The organism is Leucothrix mucor DSM 2157 (assembly GCF_000419525.1).
In the GTDB taxonomy this organism is placed as follows: Bacteria; Pseudomonadota; Gammaproteobacteria; order Thiotrichales; family Thiotrichaceae; genus Leucothrix; species Leucothrix mucor.
Genome location: NZ_ATTE01000001.1, coordinates 3,177,466 through 3,195,000 on the forward strand (window position 1 = coordinate 3,177,466; position 17,535 = coordinate 3,195,000).

12 protein-coding genes, 1 tRNA gene and 2 rRNA genes (1 of these 15 only partly in view) are annotated in these 17,535 nt (G+C 47.3%); 5 read left to right on the forward strand and 10 right to left on the reverse strand.

Annotated elements, in window-relative coordinates:
* Positions 1-41: 41 nt before the first annotated feature.
* The 4 genes from LEUMU_RS0114385 to surE are packed head-to-tail and all read right to left on the reverse strand — an operon-like array spanning position 42 to position 3,058.
* Positions 42-1,040 carry a LysM peptidoglycan-binding domain-containing protein gene (locus LEUMU_RS0114385; RefSeq protein WP_169446434.1) on the reverse strand — a complete coding sequence of 333 codons (999 nt, stop codon included), beginning with the start codon at positions 1,038-1,040 and terminating at the stop codon, positions 42-44.
* 5 nt (positions 1,041-1,045) lie between these two features.
* A complete protein-coding gene (locus tag LEUMU_RS0114390; protein WP_022952989.1) occupies positions 1,046-1,624 on the reverse strand; it encodes a YqaA family protein in 579 nt (192 codons plus the stop codon).
* A 14-nt stretch (positions 1,625-1,638) separates the two neighbouring features.
* The gene (locus LEUMU_RS0114395) at positions 1,639-2,307 is read right to left on the reverse strand and encodes a protein-L-isoaspartate(D-aspartate) O-methyltransferase (RefSeq protein ID WP_022952990.1); all 669 of its coding nucleotides are present in this window, start codon (positions 2,305-2,307) and stop codon (positions 1,639-1,641) included.
* 1 nt (position 2,308) lies between these two features.
* A complete protein-coding gene (surE, locus tag LEUMU_RS0114400) occupies positions 2,309-3,058 on the reverse strand; it encodes a 5'/3'-nucleotidase SurE (protein ID WP_022952991.1) in 750 nt (249 codons plus the stop codon).
* Positions 3,059-3,125: 67 nt separating this feature from the next.
* On the opposite strand from surE, the gene LEUMU_RS0114405 reads away from it, so the two are divergent.
* Complete coding sequence (locus LEUMU_RS0114405) at positions 3,126-3,671, forward strand: Smr/MutS family protein (protein WP_022952992.1); 546 nt, start codon at positions 3,126-3,128, stop codon at positions 3,669-3,671.
* An 18-nt stretch (positions 3,672-3,689) separates the two neighbouring features.
* Here the strand turns inward: LEUMU_RS0114405 and LEUMU_RS0114410 are convergent, their stop codons facing one another.
* Positions 3,690-4,319 carry a DoxX family protein gene (locus tag LEUMU_RS0114410; RefSeq protein WP_022952993.1) on the reverse strand — a complete coding sequence of 210 codons (630 nt, stop codon included), beginning with the start codon at positions 4,317-4,319 and terminating at the stop codon, positions 3,690-3,692.
* Positions 4,320-4,608: 289 nt separating this feature from the next.
* Between LEUMU_RS0114410 and LEUMU_RS0114415 the strand changes: the two genes are divergently transcribed.
* From LEUMU_RS0114415 to LEUMU_RS0114430, 4 genes are all read left to right on the forward strand, one after another.
* Complete coding sequence (locus LEUMU_RS0114415) at positions 4,609-5,613, forward strand: amino acid ABC transporter substrate-binding protein (protein ID WP_022952994.1); 1,005 nt, start codon at positions 4,609-4,611, stop codon at positions 5,611-5,613.
* Positions 5,614-5,745: 132 nt separating this feature from the next.
* Positions 5,746-6,933, forward strand: coding sequence for an amino acid ABC transporter permease (locus tag LEUMU_RS0114420; RefSeq protein ID WP_022952995.1), 1,188 nt, complete (start codon positions 5,746-5,748; stop codon positions 6,931-6,933).
* 11 nt (positions 6,934-6,944) lie between these two features.
* Positions 6,945-8,048, forward strand: a complete 1,104-nt coding sequence (locus tag LEUMU_RS0114425; protein WP_022952996.1) for an amino acid ABC transporter permease — start codon at positions 6,945-6,947, stop codon at positions 8,046-8,048.
* Positions 8,049-8,063: 15 nt separating this feature from the next.
* The gene (locus tag LEUMU_RS0114430) at positions 8,064-8,831 is read left to right on the forward strand and encodes an amino acid ABC transporter ATP-binding protein (protein WP_022952997.1); all 768 of its coding nucleotides are present in this window, start codon (positions 8,064-8,066) and stop codon (positions 8,829-8,831) included.
* A gap of 86 nt (positions 8,832-8,917) precedes the next feature.
* Here the strand turns inward: LEUMU_RS0114430 and LEUMU_RS28120 are convergent, their stop codons facing one another.
* From LEUMU_RS28120 to LEUMU_RS0114455, 5 genes are all read right to left on the reverse strand, one after another.
* Complete coding sequence (locus LEUMU_RS28120) at positions 8,918-10,147, reverse strand: OmpA family protein (RefSeq protein ID WP_022952998.1); 1,230 nt, start codon at positions 10,145-10,147, stop codon at positions 8,918-8,920.
* Between the two features lie 7 nt (positions 10,148-10,154).
* Positions 10,155-13,778, reverse strand: coding sequence for an Ig-like domain-containing protein (locus LEUMU_RS0114440; RefSeq protein WP_022952999.1), 3,624 nt, complete (start codon positions 13,776-13,778; stop codon positions 10,155-10,157).
* A 293-nt stretch (positions 13,779-14,071) separates the two neighbouring features.
* Positions 14,072-14,187, reverse strand: a 5S ribosomal RNA gene (rrf, locus tag LEUMU_RS0114445).
* A 132-nt stretch (positions 14,188-14,319) separates the two neighbouring features.
* Positions 14,320-17,193 (reverse strand): 23S ribosomal RNA (locus LEUMU_RS0114450).
* A gap of 287 nt (positions 17,194-17,480) precedes the next feature.
* Positions 17,481-17,535, reverse strand: a tRNA-Ala gene (locus tag LEUMU_RS0114455) (it continues 21 nt past the right edge of the window).

The window sequence follows — 17,535 nt, forward strand, 5'->3', positions numbered from 1 at the left end:
CATGCAAATGGTTAGCGGCTTTTATCTGGCTTACGTTTTAATTACTTCAAACGTAACTGCTGGCCTGGCTGAATCGTGAAGCTTGGGCCTTGCAGATTATTCATGCTGATGATTTCTTTCCAGTAAACACCTGTTTGACGCATAACTTCAAATACGGTGTCACCCTTCTTAACTGTGTATGTGCTGCCATTGGAAGTGGCTGCTGGTGCAGTGTAAGTAGAGTTGTTTGTGTACGTTGTGGATGAAGAAGACGCACCGCTGGTGTAAGTCTTAGGCGTGTACTGAGTGTATGTAGTGCTTGGCTGCTGGTAAGAACCGGTGTACAGGCTCTTATTGCTTGGCGCTTGCGTAGTTGCTGCAACGCCACCCGTATAATCTACATACTGTGTGCTTGTTTTAGGTGCTGGCGCAGGAGCCGGTGCTACATAAGCTGGTGGTACATACGGCTTAGCCTGTACTGGTGGTACATACGCTGGCTGTACTACAACTGGCTTAGGTGGTACATAAGCTGGAGCCTGTTGCGCTGCACGTTTTGCTGCTTGTTGCGCATTGAAGCGATCAACATACCACTGTTTTGAACGGCCATTAGTTGCTGTCGTTGTAGCAGCCTTATTTTTAGCCGCTTGGCTACGGTTGTACTGATCGATGTACCACTGCTGTGAACGACCATTGGTAGTCGTCGCCTGCTTCACTGGCGCAGGAGCTGGAGCACGAACAACGGCTTGTTGTTGCTGTTGCTGGCGATTCCACTGATCAATGTACCACTGCTGTGAGCGACCATTGTTGTTTGCTACCGTTGTAGTTGTTACTACTGGCGGGCGAGCAGCGACGGCACATGCATTACAGTTGTTAATTGCTTGCTGCTGATTTTGCTCAGCAACGGCAGCTGAAGATGCTTGCTGTTGTGTGGCGTAACCGCCGTTATTATATCCACCACTGGTTTGTGGGTCCGTGTTTCCACGTGAGCCATAAGTCGAGCAACCGGTCGTGATGATAGAAACAAGCGAGCCTGCGACTAATAATTTGAGTTTTCTATTCATGTTATTCATACCTGCGTAAAAATAATTATCATAATCAACAATCCAACTACCAACCAACCTAGCCATTCTATGTATTTTAAGATGGTTGGTTCCATCGTGGGGCCTGCTTTTGCCACCAAACCTGCGACCAGAAAAAATCTGGCGCCCCGCCCGATAGCCGAAGCGATCAGGAAAGGAATGAAGGCCATTGAGAGCAGGCCAGCAGTGATTGTAAATAATTTATAAGGTATTGGTGAGAACCCTGCGGCTAGTACAGCCCAGACTCCCCAGGTACTGAATAGGTTTTTAGCCTGTTCAAACCGGTCTTCATACCCCCCTGTTGTCAGAATGGATTCGAGCCATTCAAACGCCCACATGCCGATGAGGTAACCTGCGACACCACCCAGTACGGACGCTATTGTTGTTAGTAAAGCATATCTGATCCAGCGATCCGGCCGCGCCAGACTCATAGGCATGAGCATTACGTCTGGCGGGATAGGAAAAAATGAGGATTCGGCGAAACTCAACCCACCCAAATAATATTCCGCATTACGGTGCTTTGCTAACTCAATTACTTTCTTATATATATTAGAAAACAGCTTCATTTTAAAGGACTTTTTTAATTAATTTTATCCAACAGTGGTACAAATACAACTGCTTCTTTGTTCTCAACTGTGTAGCTATCTTCTGATTCTCTACGGATAAGCTGCAACACCTGTTGGCCATTTTCTGCACCAACTGGGATAACCAATCGCCCCCCAATGGCAAGTTGCTGCTTTAATGCCTCTGGCACGGTCTCCGGTGCGGCGGTCACCATAATTGCATCGTATGGTGCAGCCTGCTCCCAACCCCAGCTGCCATCCGCTAAATGTACCCGTACATTACGATACCCTAAACGATAGAGTAGCTCTCTTGCGTTGCGGTACAGCGGAGTGATACGTTCTACCGTATGCAGCTCACGTACTAAGCCGCCTAAAATGGCCGCTTGGTAGCCTGAGCCTGTCCCGACTTCCAGTACTTTCTCTGGGACAGAGCCGCTTAATAATAGTTCAGTCATCTTGGCAACAATATAGGGCTGGGATATCGTTTGGCCATGCCCAATGGGTAGCGACGTGTTCTCATAAGAGCGTGATGTCAGCGCCTGATCCATAAAAAGATGGCGCGGAACCAAGCTCATGATTCGTAGCACTTCCTCATTCACAACCCCCATTTCCCGTAACGTTACAATTAAGCGGTCACGGGTGCGCTGCGAGGTCATGCCAATCCCCCGAATATCTAAATCCTGCATCTTAGTCGCACTCCTGCAGCCATAGTTCAGTTGATTTCATTGCCTGATACTGAGTTAAATCAATATGCAGCGGTGTGATGGATATATAACCAGCTTCTATCGCATGAAAGTCAGTCCCAGGACCAGCATCAAGCGTATCGCCCACCGGGCCAACCCAATAAATATCTCGCCCACGGGGGTCTTTTTGTTTTATGACCGGCTCAGCATGATGACGCTTGCCCAAGCGTGTCACCTGAAAGCCTTTTATTTCTGCCCATGGCAGATCCGGCACATTGATATTTAAAATAGTGTCTGTTCCGATTTTAAGAGTTGCTAGCTTGGGCAGTAATTGCAATACCGCTTTAACGGCAGAGGCATAGTGTTGAGGGTTTGAGCTACAGCAAGAGACTGCTAATGCAGGCAAGCCTAGGTTACGCCCCTCGGTCGCTGCCGCAACCGTCCCCGAATAAATGACATCATCGCCAAGATTAGCACCCGCATTAATGCCGGCGATCACGACATCCGGCGCAGTGTCCAGTAAACCGGTTAACGCAAGATGAACACAGTCAGTAGGCGTGCCTTCAACACTGTAAAGTTGATCGCCTCGTTCGGATAAACGTAAGGGAGCGGTCAGGGTTAATGAATTACTGGCCCCGCTGTAATCGCGGCTTGGTGCAACAGTTACGACCTCTGCGACGCCTTGTAATGCTTCGCGCAACATCCCCAGACCTAACGCAAAATAGCCATCATCATTGCTAAGTAAAATTTTCATTTGTATTATTATCTCCAGGTTAGTAAACCTGAACTGAATTCACTGCATACTGAGCATTGTTCTGCCCATGACTAAAAAAATACCTGACAATGCCAGCGATGAAGCGCTGTTTCGTGCAGCCGTTGCTGATGTCAGACCACAACCACCCTCTAATCAGGTAGAACGCAAGCCCGTTCTAGTCACGCCGAAGTTGCGCGCACGTGAAGTTGAAGAGTCGGAGTCAGCCGCGGACATACTATCAGATTCAGGGGAAGTGGATAAAGTACTGGCTGAGACTGTACTAAGTTATTGCCGACCGGGTATTCAAAACCGACTGTTTAAGCGCCTGCGACAAGGCAAGCTGATGATTAGCGAAGAATTAGACTTGCACGGCTTGACGATTAGAGAAGCGAAACAAGTATTACTGGACTTTATTGCGCTGGCTTTCCCAATTGAAAGTTGCTGCGCTTGCATTGTTCATGGAAAAAATAATCGCTCCAAAATGGGACAAGAGCCCATCATGAAACAATATGTGAATCATTGGCTACTGCAACATCCACGGGTACTGGCCTTTCATTCGGCGCAGCCCCGCGATGGCGGAACCGGTTCTGTTTACGTTATTTTCAAACGCTGAACCGGCTTCATAACTAGCTTAGGATGGCCGTGTGGTAGCATTCACCGCAAACGGATCATTCACTAATGTCGCTTTACTTGCTTTGATACGCGCTAATCGCAACTGCAGCTTGTGATACAGCATCCAGTCGATACTAAAATAGCGCCCTGCTCCCATAAAGAACAAGGTCAGGAACATAATCAGGTAAGTCAGAATTTGGCTGAGTGAATTAGTTTCCGGATCAATATAGCCATGAGTCGCCACAAAGCTTTCTGCAACTTGTGCAATATCTTTGCCCGATAACATCATCACCAGCGTACCGACGACCAAAACCAAAATTGGTAGAGAAATCCAACGCACAGCAAAACCGATCAATAACAAGATAGCACCGACGATTTCAATACCCGGAATCACCCAAGCCATTAATTCCGGAAAAGGAATAGGTAAGGCCGATGCCTTGAGTGCTTCAACCGTCGAGGCATAAGCATTCATGTCAACCCAAGTGAGAGGATTCAGCCAATCACTATCAGCCGCCGAAAACAGCCCTAGCTTGTTAGAACCGGAAACCCAAAGTAACGGGGCTAAAAATAATCGCAGTAACAGGGGTGGCAAAAAGTCCAGCCCCCTCAGCCATCCAAAGCTGAAAAAACCGAGTAAAAACCTCGTCATATGAATCTCTCCGTGTTGATCATTACGTTTATTGGACTGTGTTCGCGTTCATTATGCAAGGATTTTTCTAAACACGGTGTTAAAGCAATCTATCCCAATACTAAGCCATTATCTTATAGACAAGATAATTAGTATCTAAATAACTAATAGATCTATTTTTAAGCAACTGCAAAAAGTATAACAATTTGTAACCAATATTAGGTATTATTTAATGCAGGGGATCGGGCGAACCTCGCCTAGATCCACCGAAAGATAACAGTTAAATTTTACATAAAACTGAGGATAGCACATGAAAAAAAGTATTTTATTGGGGCTTGCTGCGGTAACAATGCTGGGCACTTCTACCGCGTTTGCAGACACCCTAGATACTGTAAAAAAGAATGATCATGTTAAATGTGGAGTAAGTACCGGTCTGGCTGGCTTCTCTGCTGCTGATGAAAAAGGTAACTGGCAGGGTATCGACGTTGACGTCTGCCGCGCAGTTGCCGCTGCTGTTCTGGGCGATGCTACTAAAGTTAAGTACTCTCCTCTGACTGCTAAAGAGCGTTTCACTGCGCTACAGTCTGGCGAGATTGATGTGCTATCCCGTAACACTACTTGGACTCTGACACGTGATGCGTCACTGGGTCTGAACTTCGCCGGTGTTAACTACTACGATGGCCAAGGCTTCATGGTAAGCACTGATCTGGGCGTTAAAAGCGCACTTGAGCTTGATGGCGCGGCGGTTTGTATTCAGGCTGGTACTACCACTGAATTGAACTTGGCTGACTATTTCAAAGCTAACAAGATGTCTTTCAAAGCTGTGACTTATGACACTGCTGACCAGACTATCAAAGGTTTTGAAGCGGGTCGTTGCGACATGCTGACCTCTGACCAATCACAGCTGTACTCTCTACGCATTAAGCTTGAGAACCCTGAGAAGGCTATCGTACTTCCAGAAGTTATCTCTAAAGAGCCTTTAGGCCCTGTTGTTCGCCAAGGCGACGATCAGTGGTTTAACGTTGTTCGTTGGTCTTTATTCGCAATGATCAATGCTGAAGAGATGGGCATTACTAAAGCTAACGCTGAAGAAATGAAGAAGAGCCAAGATCCTGCAATCATGCGTTTCATGGGTGGCGAAGGCGAGAAGCTGGGTCTGTCTGATGACTGGGCATACAACATCGTAAGCCAAGTTGGTAACTACGGTGAAAGCTTCGACATGGCAGTTGGCGCAGGCTCTCCTCTGAAAATTGAGCGTGGTCTTAACGCGTTATGGAGCAAAGGCGGACTGCAATACGCACCACCTATCCGTTAATCATGTGACATCCGGAGTCCACATTTCAGTGGGCTCCATCACTGTTACAAACACTGCCAGTCTGCCCTTTCGGGGCGCTGGCAGTGTTTGATTCTATCCGTAGTTATCCTTTGATCTATAGGCGCCTATTCTATGAGTACGCAAAAACAAGGACTTACTCCGGGAAAACCACCCATTTGGAATGACCCGCATTACCGGGCCCTCTTCTTCCAAATCCTGCTCATTATAGGACTGGGTGTTTTCCTAATTTATATTGTCAATAATACGCTCGCCAATATGGAATCCCGGGGTATCTCTACCGGTTTTGACTTCCTATCAGGACGTGCGGGTTTTGACATCCTGCAATCACTAATTCCATTTTCTGCCGACTCAACCTACGGTCGGACCTTTATTGTTGGCTTGCTAAATACCGTACTGATTACCGTACTAGGTATTATTCTGGCAACAGTGTTGGGCTTTTTGATTGGTGTCGCAAGACTTTCTAAGAACTGGTTAATCTCAAAATTAGCCACGATCTACATCGAGACTTTCCGTAATATCCCATTATTGATCCAGATCTTCTTCTGGTATTTCGTGGTCTTGCGCTCAATGCCATCTGCCAGAGACAGTTTATCGATCGCAGATAGCTTCTTCCTGAATGTTCGGGGGCTTTACGCACCCTATCCCGTCGGTGGCGAAAACTTCAATCTAACGCTGATTGCTTTTGCAGTGGGTATTATTGCAGCCTTCCTAATGCGTCGCTGGGCAAGAAATCGTCAGTATAAGACCGGTCAGCCGTTTCCTGTATTCTGGACTGCATTAGCGCTGATTATCTTGTTACCACTGACTGTTTTCGTAATGACTGGCAGCCCGTTAACTTGGGATATTCCTGAGCTTCAGCGATTCAACTTCCAGGGCGGAACGCGGATTATTCCGGAGTTACTGGCACTGTTAATTGCGATCAGTATCTACACCGCAGCATTTATCGCCGAGATTGTGCGTTCTGGTATTTTGGCTGTGAGCCATGGCCAAACAGAAGCAGCGCTTTCAGTTGGTTTGACGCCATCGCAATCGTTACGTCTGGTTGTTATTCCTCAGGCTATGCGCGTTATCATTCCACCGATGACTAGCCAATACCTGAACCTAGCGAAGAACTCCTCTTTGGCAACGGCCATTGGTTATCCGGATATCGTTAGCGTGTTTATGGGAACCACCCTGAACCAAACCGGTCAGGCGGTTGAAATCATTGCCATGACCATGGCGGTTTACCTCACGCTGAGTCTCACGATTTCAGTCTTTATGAACTGGTACAACGCTAAGATGGCGTTGGTTGAACGGTAGGAGTACACACTATGTATGTAACCGATAAGATGCTTCCCGCCCAACCGGCTCCTAACAACACCAAGGGCCCGATTCACTGGCTGCAGCACAATCTATTTTCCAGTCCATTTAACATTATATTGACGTTATTCGCAGCCTACCTACTCTACATTCTGATTCCACCGGCCGTTAGCTGGGCGTTTCTGGATGCCGATTGGCTGGCACAGACTCGTGACGAATGTAGTCGTGAAGGCGCGTGCTGGGCTTATATCATCAATCGCTTTGGGCAAACCATTTACGGCTTCTATCCAGAAGCGGAAACATGGCGCGTTAATTTAGCGTTCCTGCTACTGATTGGTCTATGTATTCCACTGTTTATCAACAGCTTCTCTAAAAAGAAGTGGCTGGGTGGTTTCATTCTGATCATCTTCCCATTCATTGCGTTCTACCTGATCCACGGTGGCGCATTTGGTTTGGAAGAAGTGACTACCGATAAATGGGGCGGCCTGATGCTGACCCTGATTATCTCCATTGTTGGTATCGCACTAGCATTGCCGATTGGTATTGTTCTGGCATTGGGTCGACGCTCAAATATGCCGATTGTTAAATCAGTCTCAGTCTTGTTTATCGAGTTTTGGCGTGGCGTACCGTTAATTACGGTGCTGTTTATGTCATCGGTCATGTTGCCACTGTTCTTGCCTGAAGGCTCAGACTTTGACAAATTGGCCAGAGCCATGATTGGTATCATTTTATTCCAATCTGCGTATGTTGCCGAAGTGGTACGTGGTGGCTTACAGGCCATTCCAAAAGGTCAATATGAAGCCGCTGTTGCGATGGGCCTGACTTACTGGAAAAGCATGTTCCTCGTCATTCTGCCACAAGCTTTGAAGCTGGTTATTCCTGGCTTGGTAAATACCTTTATCGCCTTATTTAAGGATACAACGCTGGTGTTAATCATCGGTCTGTTTGACTTACTGGGTGTTGTACAGAACGTACTCGGAGCGGATTCTAACTGGTTAGGATTTGACACCGAAGGCTATGTTTATGCCGCCTTTATGTTCTGGATATTCTGCTTCGGAATGTCACGTTATTCTATGTCCTTGGAACGTAAACTCGACACGGGCCATAAGCGCTAATTTGGAGAAATGATTATGAGTGACGCAAATAAAAAAGCCGCCATGGACGATTACATCATTCGCATGATTAATCTGAATAAGTGGTATGGCGATTTCCATGTACTAAAAGATATTAATCTGGATGTTAAGCAAGGCGAGCGAATTGTTATCTGTGGCCCTTCTGGCTCAGGTAAGTCAACACTGATTCGCTGCATTAACCACTTGGAAGAGCATCAGCAAGGTCAGATTATCATCGAAGGTGAAGAGCTGACGGGTGATATTAAGCAGCTGGAAAAGATACGCACGAACGTGGGTATGTGTTTCCAACACTTTAACTTGTTTCCGCACTTATCGATTATCGATAACCTGACGCTGGCGCCAATTTGGGTTCGCAAGACCCCGAAAGCTGAAGCCGAAGCGACTGCGATGAAGTATCTGGAGCGCGTGAAAATTCCGGATCAGGCTAACAAGTTCCCTGGCCAGCTTTCCGGTGGTCAGCAACAACGTGTGGCGATTGCGCGCAGCTTGTGCATGAATCCAAAAGTGATGCTGTTTGATGAGCCAACTTCTGCACTTGACCCTGAAATGATCTCAGAAGTACTGGATGTCATGGTGGAGTTAGCGGAAGAAGGTGGAATGACCATGCTTTGCGTAACCCACGAAATGGGCTTTGCTAAGCAAGTTGCTGACCGTGTTATCTTTATGGATGCGGGCCAGATTATTGAAGAAAATACTCCAACAGAGTTCTTTGATAATCCTCAATCTGAGCGTACCCAATTGTTCCTGAGTCAGATTATTCACTAATCTGTTTAGCACTATTGGTGAGGTACAAAAAAGCCACTGCGGTTATCTGCAGTGGCTTTTTTATTGGATCGATCTAGCAATATTAATTAACGATTAATCGTTTGAGACCCTTTAACCACCAAGTTTACGCGACGATTTTGTGCTCGACCTGCTGCGGTTTTGTTATTCGCAATGGGCTCTTTCTCGCCACGGCCAACAACAGTCATGCCATTTCGATTGAGGCCTCGTGAGCCCAAGTAATTAGCAACGGTCTGAGCACGTTGCTGAGACAAACGTAAGTTGGCTGAATCCGACCCCACGCTATCGGTATGACCAATAATCGTGATGTTATGAATCACTACACGATCGCGTAACAAGTCGCTCGCCATACGATCCAGAGCACTACGACCTGACTGCGTCAGTGTGGCACTGTTACTGGCAAAGTGAGAGCCACCCGCCAGCGTTTTATGAATCACTCTTGGTTGAGCCTTTGGTGCAGGAACATGGACTTTCTGAATCACTGGTGGCGCTTGCTTAATAATCGTTCTTACGATTGGCTTTGGCGCGGGCGTTCTAACAACCACAGGTACGTGTTTCACCACTGTCTTTACAACCGTCTTAACGACTGGCTTTGGCGCTGGGGCAGGCTTTACAACAGGCGCCGGACGTGGCGCAGGTGGTGCCTGATTCACAATCACAATGGGTTGCTCACGTTGTACAATAGGCTGTGGCATAGGCCGTGGCGCTTCAACTGGTTGACGGTACAAAACCGGGCGCCAATTCAAACCAATACTTAGCTGATTAATATCTTCATCAAAGCGCTCATATTCAGCACGTATCCGAAAGCCTTCTTCTAACTGCATTTCAGCACCGACACCAGCCATGACATCAAACTTGTTCTTCTGGTTAACATCAACACCACTGCCTTTGGTATCCACTTTGGCCACACCCAATTTAGCGATTGGATGGATCGTACCGAAATAACTTGGAACGTGATAAACCAAATTAGCGCCGTAAGCCTGATATGACACCGAGCCCTCACCGCCTTTATCGTTTTTTAGCTTAGCTTCTCCGAAGTCATTCCAGAATGCTTCCAAACCAAAATCACGACCAATATTGAAACCACCGTAGACTTTTTTACTTAGGTCTTTATCGTCATCAACATCCCATATATCGCCGCCATCCGGTGTGAGCTGACTCATACCAAGACCACCACCAATGTACCAACTTTCTTCCAGTGTTTCTGGCTCGGAGGCATGTGCCGGTAAGCATGCAATCACACTTACCAGACCCACTAACATTCCACCCTGCCAGCTAATTTTATTATGTTGTTTCATAGCTGCCTTATTTATTATTTTTATTAGTTTGTAACGCATTCAGTACTCGTCTTAAACCCAGAACTGGAGCCATCAATAGCAACCAGAATGGTGAAGTACTACCGCCGCCACCGTTTATCACGGTATCGACTGAACCAGTCTCATCCGGATCGGGATGGCTTGCTGCATTTTGCTCACGATAATCAGGAATACCGTTTTCATCGCTATCTACGGGATTGTTACTATCTTCACCGATCTCGTCAGCATCGTAGACACCATCGCCATCATCATCGCGATCCAGGTAATCAGCTACACCATCCAAATCCAGATCCGGACAATGGATTCCTGTTTCACACTCTTGACGATCGCTAATACCGTTCTGATCGCTATCACCACTGCCGTCAGTCATGCCTGCTGTATTGGCACTGTCTGCATCCAGATAATCCGGAATACCATCGAGATCGACATCGCGAAGGTTAAGATAGCCACCCTCACCTATTTCATTAATCGTCGGCGTACCATCACCTTCATCGTCGGTATCCAAATTATCGAATACACCATCACCGTCACGGTCACGATTGTTAGGTTCTAAATAATCTGGAATGCCATCCGCATCGCTATCCACAACACCCGTTTCAGTAATGGTTTTGATGCCATCATTATCATCATCGCTATCAAGCTGATTCAGAATGCCATCACGGTCATTATCAAATGGCATCTGAACTTTCTCATCATCGTCTAGAACACGTGGGTTAGAATCATCATCATCCAGATAAACCGGTACGCCATCACCATCGGCGTCTTCCAGCATATCGCCCGGAATCTCGTCATTATTGTCGATTCCATCGTTATCCCAATCCATATCAACCGAGTCGATGTTGCCATCGCCATCGGAATCCGCATTCGCAGGATTCAGGCCAAGGCGAATCTCATCAATATTACTTAGACCATCATTATCACTATCTTCATCACGATCCAGAACACCATTACCGTCAGAATCCGCTAAGGATGGATCTAATCCTAGCTCAACTTCAAGTTGATTAGTTAGCCCGTCGCCATCGCTGTCTTCAAGACCATCAGGCGTTCCGTTATTGTCGGTATCACTATCATTTGGGTCTAAGCCCAATTTGACTTCGATAGCATTCGGCAGTTTATCGCCGTCAGCATCCTCATCACCGTCAATTACACCATTACCGTCGGTGTCTGGGTTTGCCGGGTCTAAAGACATGGTTAACTCTAAGGCGTTACTTAAGCCATCAGCATCACTATCTTCTTTGCCATCTTTTACGCCGTTACCATCGCTATCTTCGTTTTGAGGATCGGTACCTAATTGAATTTCAAGCTTGTCGGTTAAGCCATCGCCATCGCTGTCTTCATCACCATCTGAAATTCCATCACCATCGCTATCAGCATTTTCGGGGTCAGTTCCCATTTCGATTTCAATAACATCCGGGATACCATCACCGTCAGTATCTTCCTCATTATCAGGAATACCATCGCCATCTGAGTCAGTGTTTGCAGGATCTGTTCCTTGATTGATTTCATCAAGGTTGTTAATGCCATCACCATCTGAATCTTCTGCGCCATCTGCAACACCATTATTGTCGCTATCTGCCAGAGCAGGATCGAGATTCAGAGCAAGCTCCAAGGCATTAGTAAGTCCATCGTTGTCATAATCCTCATCGCCATCATTCACACCATTAGCATCGGAGTCAGCTAGCGTAGGATTCAGTCCAAGCGCGATCTCAGTGAGGTTTGGAATCCCATCGCCATCACTATCTTCAGCGCCATCGGCGATACCATTATCGTCACTATCGGCAACCGCTGGGTTGGTTCCAAGTTGAAGCTCTAAGGCATTGTTTAAGCCGTCGCCATCGGTATCTTCTAAGTTATCTGGCGTGCCATTGTCATCCGTATCAGTAGAGCCCGGATTCGTATTTAGTGTTAATTCCAGTAGATTGCTTAAGCCATCGTTGTCAGAATCTTCATCACCATCATTAATGCCATTAGCATCTGTATCGACCAAGATTGGTGACGTACCTAAAGCCAGTTCTAAAAGATTAGACAAGCCATCTTTATCAGAGTCCTCATCACCATCTGCAATGCCATTTGAATCGGAGTCTTTACTTGTAGGGCTGGTTCCTAACTTGACTTCAAGCGCATTGCTTAGGCCATCGGCATCAGTATCTTCATCTCCATCGCTAACTCCATTGCCATCAGTGTCAGGATTATTTGGATTGGTACCTAAAGTCAGTTCTAAAGCGTTACCCAGACCATCTTTATCCGTATCTTCGAGACCATCTGCTATGCCGTTATTATCCGAATCTGCTAAGCCGATATTCAAACCCATGGCAACTTCCAGGGCATTATTCAGGCCATCGTTATCCGTGTCTTCAATATTGTCGGAGATACCATTAGAGTCGCTGTCTGTTTTGGAAGGATTAAGGCCAGCGTTGACTTCAATAAGGTTACTTAGTCCATCACCATCATGATCTTCATCCCCATCATCAACACCGTTTCCGTCGCTATCAACAAGCTTCGGGTCAGTACCTAAACTAACCTCAACGCCATTTGGAAGACCATCGCTATCGCTATCTTCTGCAATATCGTTAGTGCCATCATTATCACTATCAGCACTATTGGGATTTAATCCCAAGGCTTGCTCTACCGCATCATCTAAGCCATCAGCATCGCTATCTGTGCTTAGTGGATTGGAGCCAAAGTTAACTTCTTCTTGGTTATTTAAGCCATCACCATCAGAATCATTGTTTGGATTTAAGGCATCGATTAGTGCGCCGCCAGTAGTATTAAGAGGACTACTGTAGCTTGGTCCAATTTCCACTAAATCACTCACGCCATCACCGTCAGAGTCAGCAAGCAATGGGCTCGTCCCAGTTAAATTGATCTCATCCTGATTCGTAATCCCATCACCATCTTCATCGCCTGTAGATGTCAGTACGACCAAGTCATGTTGAGTGGCTTCACTCACATTGCCCGCACTATCAACCGTAGTGGCTGTCAACGTCACTTCACCGTAAGGTAGTACCGGAGATGTCTGGCACTCCCACTGGCCATCGGTGTCTACCGTTACAGAACAGCTTTGAGTACCAATACTGTTGGTAACCGTTAGAATAGAGCCAGCTTCAGCAGTACCTTTGATAACAGGATTTTGATCCATGTTATAGCGTGGCTCTAAAATTATCGGTGCATCCGGAGCTGTTTTATCTATGTGGTAGGTAGGGAGATTACCGGAGAATTTTAAGCTTGCAGGGGTGCCATCAGCACCATTGATACTCGCGTTATCCGGAATAATTGCAGACAAGCTTGTACCAGTATCCCCAGTCGCAACTGTTAATCGGTATCGATTACTTCCATTAGTAGGTACTTCAAATGCCGTAATATAAGCGGAACCAGAACCATTAATTAACTGAAAATCCGCTGTATCAATATTGCTGACTGGCTTTTCTAAATCAAAATAGAATGTAACTTGATCAGCATTAGTATCTTGCACAGCTGGTTGCCCTAGCGTTACAACATACTGAATATTCTCAGCGCGAACAGCCGAGGAAGCCCCCATTAGTAGTGCCATAGAAATTGCATGTGCTAGCAGGTTACCAACCACTGGATGGTTAGTACTTTTTTTATTATTCATTTTGCCCCAAACCCCATTTTAGCAGCGTTATTTTTTATATCTTATCGCTGTTGCTCTTCGGTTTCCCCCAGCATGAGAATAACTCTCTACTGAACCGATTTATTTTTAGATTACTTTCATCTGATGACCTGATGTGTAAGACATACACATTAAGCAGACCTACGAAGATTATCACAGGGGTTATTAAGTAATCACTTTTAAGCGATGAGCGGTCTTTATGCAAAAGGGGGGCGTAAATCGCAGGCATAAAAAAAGCCCCGGACAGTTGTACTGTCCGAGGCCCTTCTGTTCAATCCTGGTAATGTCCTACTTTCACATGGGGAAACCCCACACTATCATCGGCGATGACACTTTTCACTGCTGAGTTCGGGATGGGATCAGGTGGTTCAATGTCTCTATGGTCACCAGGAAAACCGGTGTGTGTGACTGAACTGGTTTGCGGCAACAGCCTCAGCTGCCCCGCGCTCAATCGCACGTAAAATCAGTAATAATCTAGTGGTAATGTCCTACACTTTCGTCCAAACAAACCATTCAGGGTTATAGAATCAAGCCTCACGGGCAATTAGTACACCTTAGCTACACACATTACTGCGCTTCCACATGGTGCCTATCAACGTCGTAGTCTTCAACGGCCCTTTAGGGAGATCTAGTCTCCAGAGAATACTCATCTTGGAAGGGGCTTCCCGCTTAGATGCTTTCAGCGGTTATCCTGTCCGAACTTAGCTACCCGGCTATGCCACTGGCGTGACAACCGGTACACCAGAGGTTCGTCCACTCCGGTCCTCTCGTACTAGGAGCAGCTTTCCTCAATATTCTAACGCCCACGGCAGATAGGGACCGAACTGTCTCACGACGTTCTGAACCCAGCTCGCGTACCACTTTAAATGGCGAACAGCCATACCCTTGGGACCCGCTTCAGCCCCAGGATGTGATGAGCCGACATCGAGGTGCCAAACACCGCCGTCGATATGAACTCTTGGGCGGTATCAGCCTGTTATCCCCGGCGTACCTTTTATCCGTTGAGCGATGGCCCTTCCATACAGAACCACCGGATCACTAAGACCTACTTTCGTACCTGCTCGACGTGTCTGTCTCGCAGTCAAGCTCACTTATGCCTTTGCACAAACCTCATGATTTCCGACCATGATTAGTGAACCTTCGCGCTCCTCCGTTACGCTTTAGGAGGAGACCGCCCCAGTCAAACTACCCACCATACACTGTCCCAAACCCCGATCAGGGGCCGTGGTTAGAACATCAGAACTACCAGGCTGGTATTTCAAGATTGGCTCCACCGGAACTAGCGTCCCGGTTTCAAAGCCTCCCAGCTATCCTACACAAGTAGGCCCGATGTTCAGTGCAAAGCTGTAGTAAAGGTGCACGGGGTCTTTCCGTCTAGCCGCGGGTACGCAGCATCTTAACTGCGATTTCAATTTCACTGAGCCTCTGGTGGAGACAGTGTGGCCGTCGTTACGCCATTCGTGCAGGTCGGAACTTACCCGACAAGGAATTTCGCTACCTTAGGACCGTTATAGTTACGGCCGCCGTTTACCGGGGCTTCGATCAAGAGCTTCGCCGAAGCTAACCCCATCAATTAACCTTCCGGCACCGGGCAGGCGTCACACCCTATACGTCCGCTTTCGCGTTAGCAGAGTGCTGTGTTTTTGATAAACAGTCGCAGCCACCTGGTCTCTGCGGCCCCCAACAGCTATGAACCGTCAGGGGCGCACCTTCTCCCGAAGTTACGGTGCTATTTTGCCTAGTTCCTTCACCAGAGTTCTCTCAAGCGCCTTGGAATTCTCATCCTATCCACGTGTGTCCGTTTAGAGTACGGTCACTAATAAGCTGAAGCTTAGAGGTTTTTCCTGGAAGCATGGCATCGACTACTCCAGTTCCGTAGAACCGTCGCCATCACGCCTCAGCATTAAGAACCCGGATTTGCCTAAGTTCTCTGCCTAAACGCTTAGATACACACCAACTGTGTTCTAGCCTAGCCTTCTCCGTCACCCCATCGCACTTATTAGCGGTACAGGAATATTAACCTGTTTCCCATCGACTACGCATCTCTGCCTCGCCTTAGGGGCCGACTAACCCTGCGCCGATTAACGTTGCGCAGGAAACCTTGGATTTTCGGCGGACGGGTTTTTCACCCGTCTTATCGTTACTTATGTCAGCATTCGCACTTCTGATACCTCCAGCAAACCTTACGATTCACCTTCATTGGCTTACAGAACGCTCCTCTACCAATCGGATAAATCCGATTCCGCAGCTTCGGTATACAGCTTGAGCCCCGTTAAATCTTCCGCGCAGGCCGACTCGACCAGTGAGCTATTACGCTTTCTTTAAAGGATGGCTGCTTCTAAGCCAACCTCCTGGCTGTCTGTGCCTTCCCACATCGTTTCCCACTGAGCTGTAATTTTGGGACCTTAGCTGGCGGTCTGGGTTGTTTCCCTTTCCACGACGGACGTTAGCACCCGCCGTGTGACTCCCATGCTGCTACTTCACGGTATTCGGAGTTTGCAATGGGTTGGTAAGGCGGTCAGGCCCCCCTAGCCATAACAGTGCTCTACCCCCGTGAGTAATACATGAGGCTCTACCTAAATAGATTTCGAGGAGAACCAGCTATCTCCGAGCTTGATTAGCCTTTCACTCCGATCCACAGCTCATCCCCGCATTTTTCAACATACGTGGGTTCGGTCCTCCAGTAGGTGTTACCCCACCTTCAACCTGGCCATGGATAGATCGCTCGGTTTCGGGTCTACTGACCGCGACTTGTCGCCCTATTAAGACTCGGTTTCCCTACGCCTACGCTATACGCTTAAGCTTGCCACGATGAGTAAGTCGCTGACCCATTATACAAAAGGTACGCAGTCACCCGAATAAATTCAGGCTCCCACTGCTTGTACGTATGCGGTTTCAGGTTCTATTTCACTCCCCTCTCCGGGGTTCTTTTCGCCTTTCCCTCACGGTACTGGTTCACTATCGGTCGATAAGGAGTATTTAGCCTTGGAGGATGGTCCCCCCATGTTCAATCAGGATATCACGTGTCCCGACCTACTCGTTTTCACGACTAAAATGATTTCAGATACGGGACTATCACCCACTCTGGTCACGCTTCCCAACGTGTTCTCTTATCATTAAAGCCGCTTAAGGGCTGGTCCCCGTTCGCTCGCCGCTACTAAGGGAATCTCGGTTGATTTCTGTTCCTCCGGGTACTTAGATGTTTCAGTTCTCCGGGTTAGCTTCGTAATCCTATGTATTCAGATTACGATGACACCTTATAGTGCCGGGTTTCCCCATTCGGACATCCTCGGGTCACAGCTTGTTTATCAGCTCACCGGGGCTTTTCGCAGATTACTACGTCCTTCATCGCCTCTTATCGCCTAGGCATCCACCACATACGCTTAGTCACTTGATTCTATAACCCTGAACAGTCTGCTGTGGCCTTTTGACTCCCACAACGCTCAGGGCGATGACTATAACTTTGTAACGATTTGTCTTGAGAAAATGTTTCCATTTTCATGTCAACGCCTAAACACTCATCATGTTGAGTCGTTGACCTAGATTATTACTTGATTTTTTAAAGAACACAGGCCTTCTAAAAGGGACTGTATTGACGACACCGTCAGCCAAATAACCGGGTTAACCGTCATTTGGCTGAAGATTCTATCAAAGACACGAACCGCGATACCGTTTCCACCAGCATGGTGGAGAATAGCGGGATCGAACCGCTGACCTCCTGCGTGCAAGGCAGGCGCTC

Coding starts and splice junctions, on each gene's coding strand:
- LEUMU_RS0114385 (WP_169446434.1), bottom strand. CDS start 1,040: ATGAATAGAAAACTCAAATTATTAGTCGCAGGCTCGCTTGTTTCTATC.
- LEUMU_RS0114390 (WP_022952989.1), bottom strand. CDS start 1,624: ATGAAGCTGTTTTCTAATATATATAAGAAAGTAATTGAGTTAGCAAAG.
- LEUMU_RS0114395 (WP_022952990.1), bottom strand. CDS start 2,307: ATGCAGGATTTAGATATTCGGGGGATTGGCATGACCTCGCAGCGCACC.
- surE (WP_022952991.1), bottom strand. CDS start 3,058: ATGAAAATTTTACTTAGCAATGATGATGGCTATTTTGCGTTAGGTCTG.
- LEUMU_RS0114405 (WP_022952992.1), top strand. CDS start 3,126: ATGACTAAAAAAATACCTGACAATGCCAGCGATGAAGCGCTGTTTCGT.
- LEUMU_RS0114410 (WP_022952993.1), bottom strand. CDS start 4,319: ATGACGAGGTTTTTACTCGGTTTTTTCAGCTTTGGATGGCTGAGGGGG.
- LEUMU_RS0114415 (WP_022952994.1), top strand. CDS start 4,609: ATGAAAAAAAGTATTTTATTGGGGCTTGCTGCGGTAACAATGCTGGGC.
- LEUMU_RS0114420 (WP_022952995.1), top strand. CDS start 5,746: ATGAGTACGCAAAAACAAGGACTTACTCCGGGAAAACCACCCATTTGG.
- LEUMU_RS0114425 (WP_022952996.1), top strand. CDS start 6,945: ATGTATGTAACCGATAAGATGCTTCCCGCCCAACCGGCTCCTAACAAC.
- LEUMU_RS0114430 (WP_022952997.1), top strand. CDS start 8,064: ATGAGTGACGCAAATAAAAAAGCCGCCATGGACGATTACATCATTCGC.
- LEUMU_RS28120 (WP_022952998.1), bottom strand. CDS start 10,147: ATGAAACAACATAATAAAATTAGCTGGCAGGGTGGAATGTTAGTGGGT.
- LEUMU_RS0114440 (WP_022952999.1), bottom strand. CDS start 13,778: ATGAATAATAAAAAAAGTACTAACCATCCAGTGGTTGGTAACCTGCTA.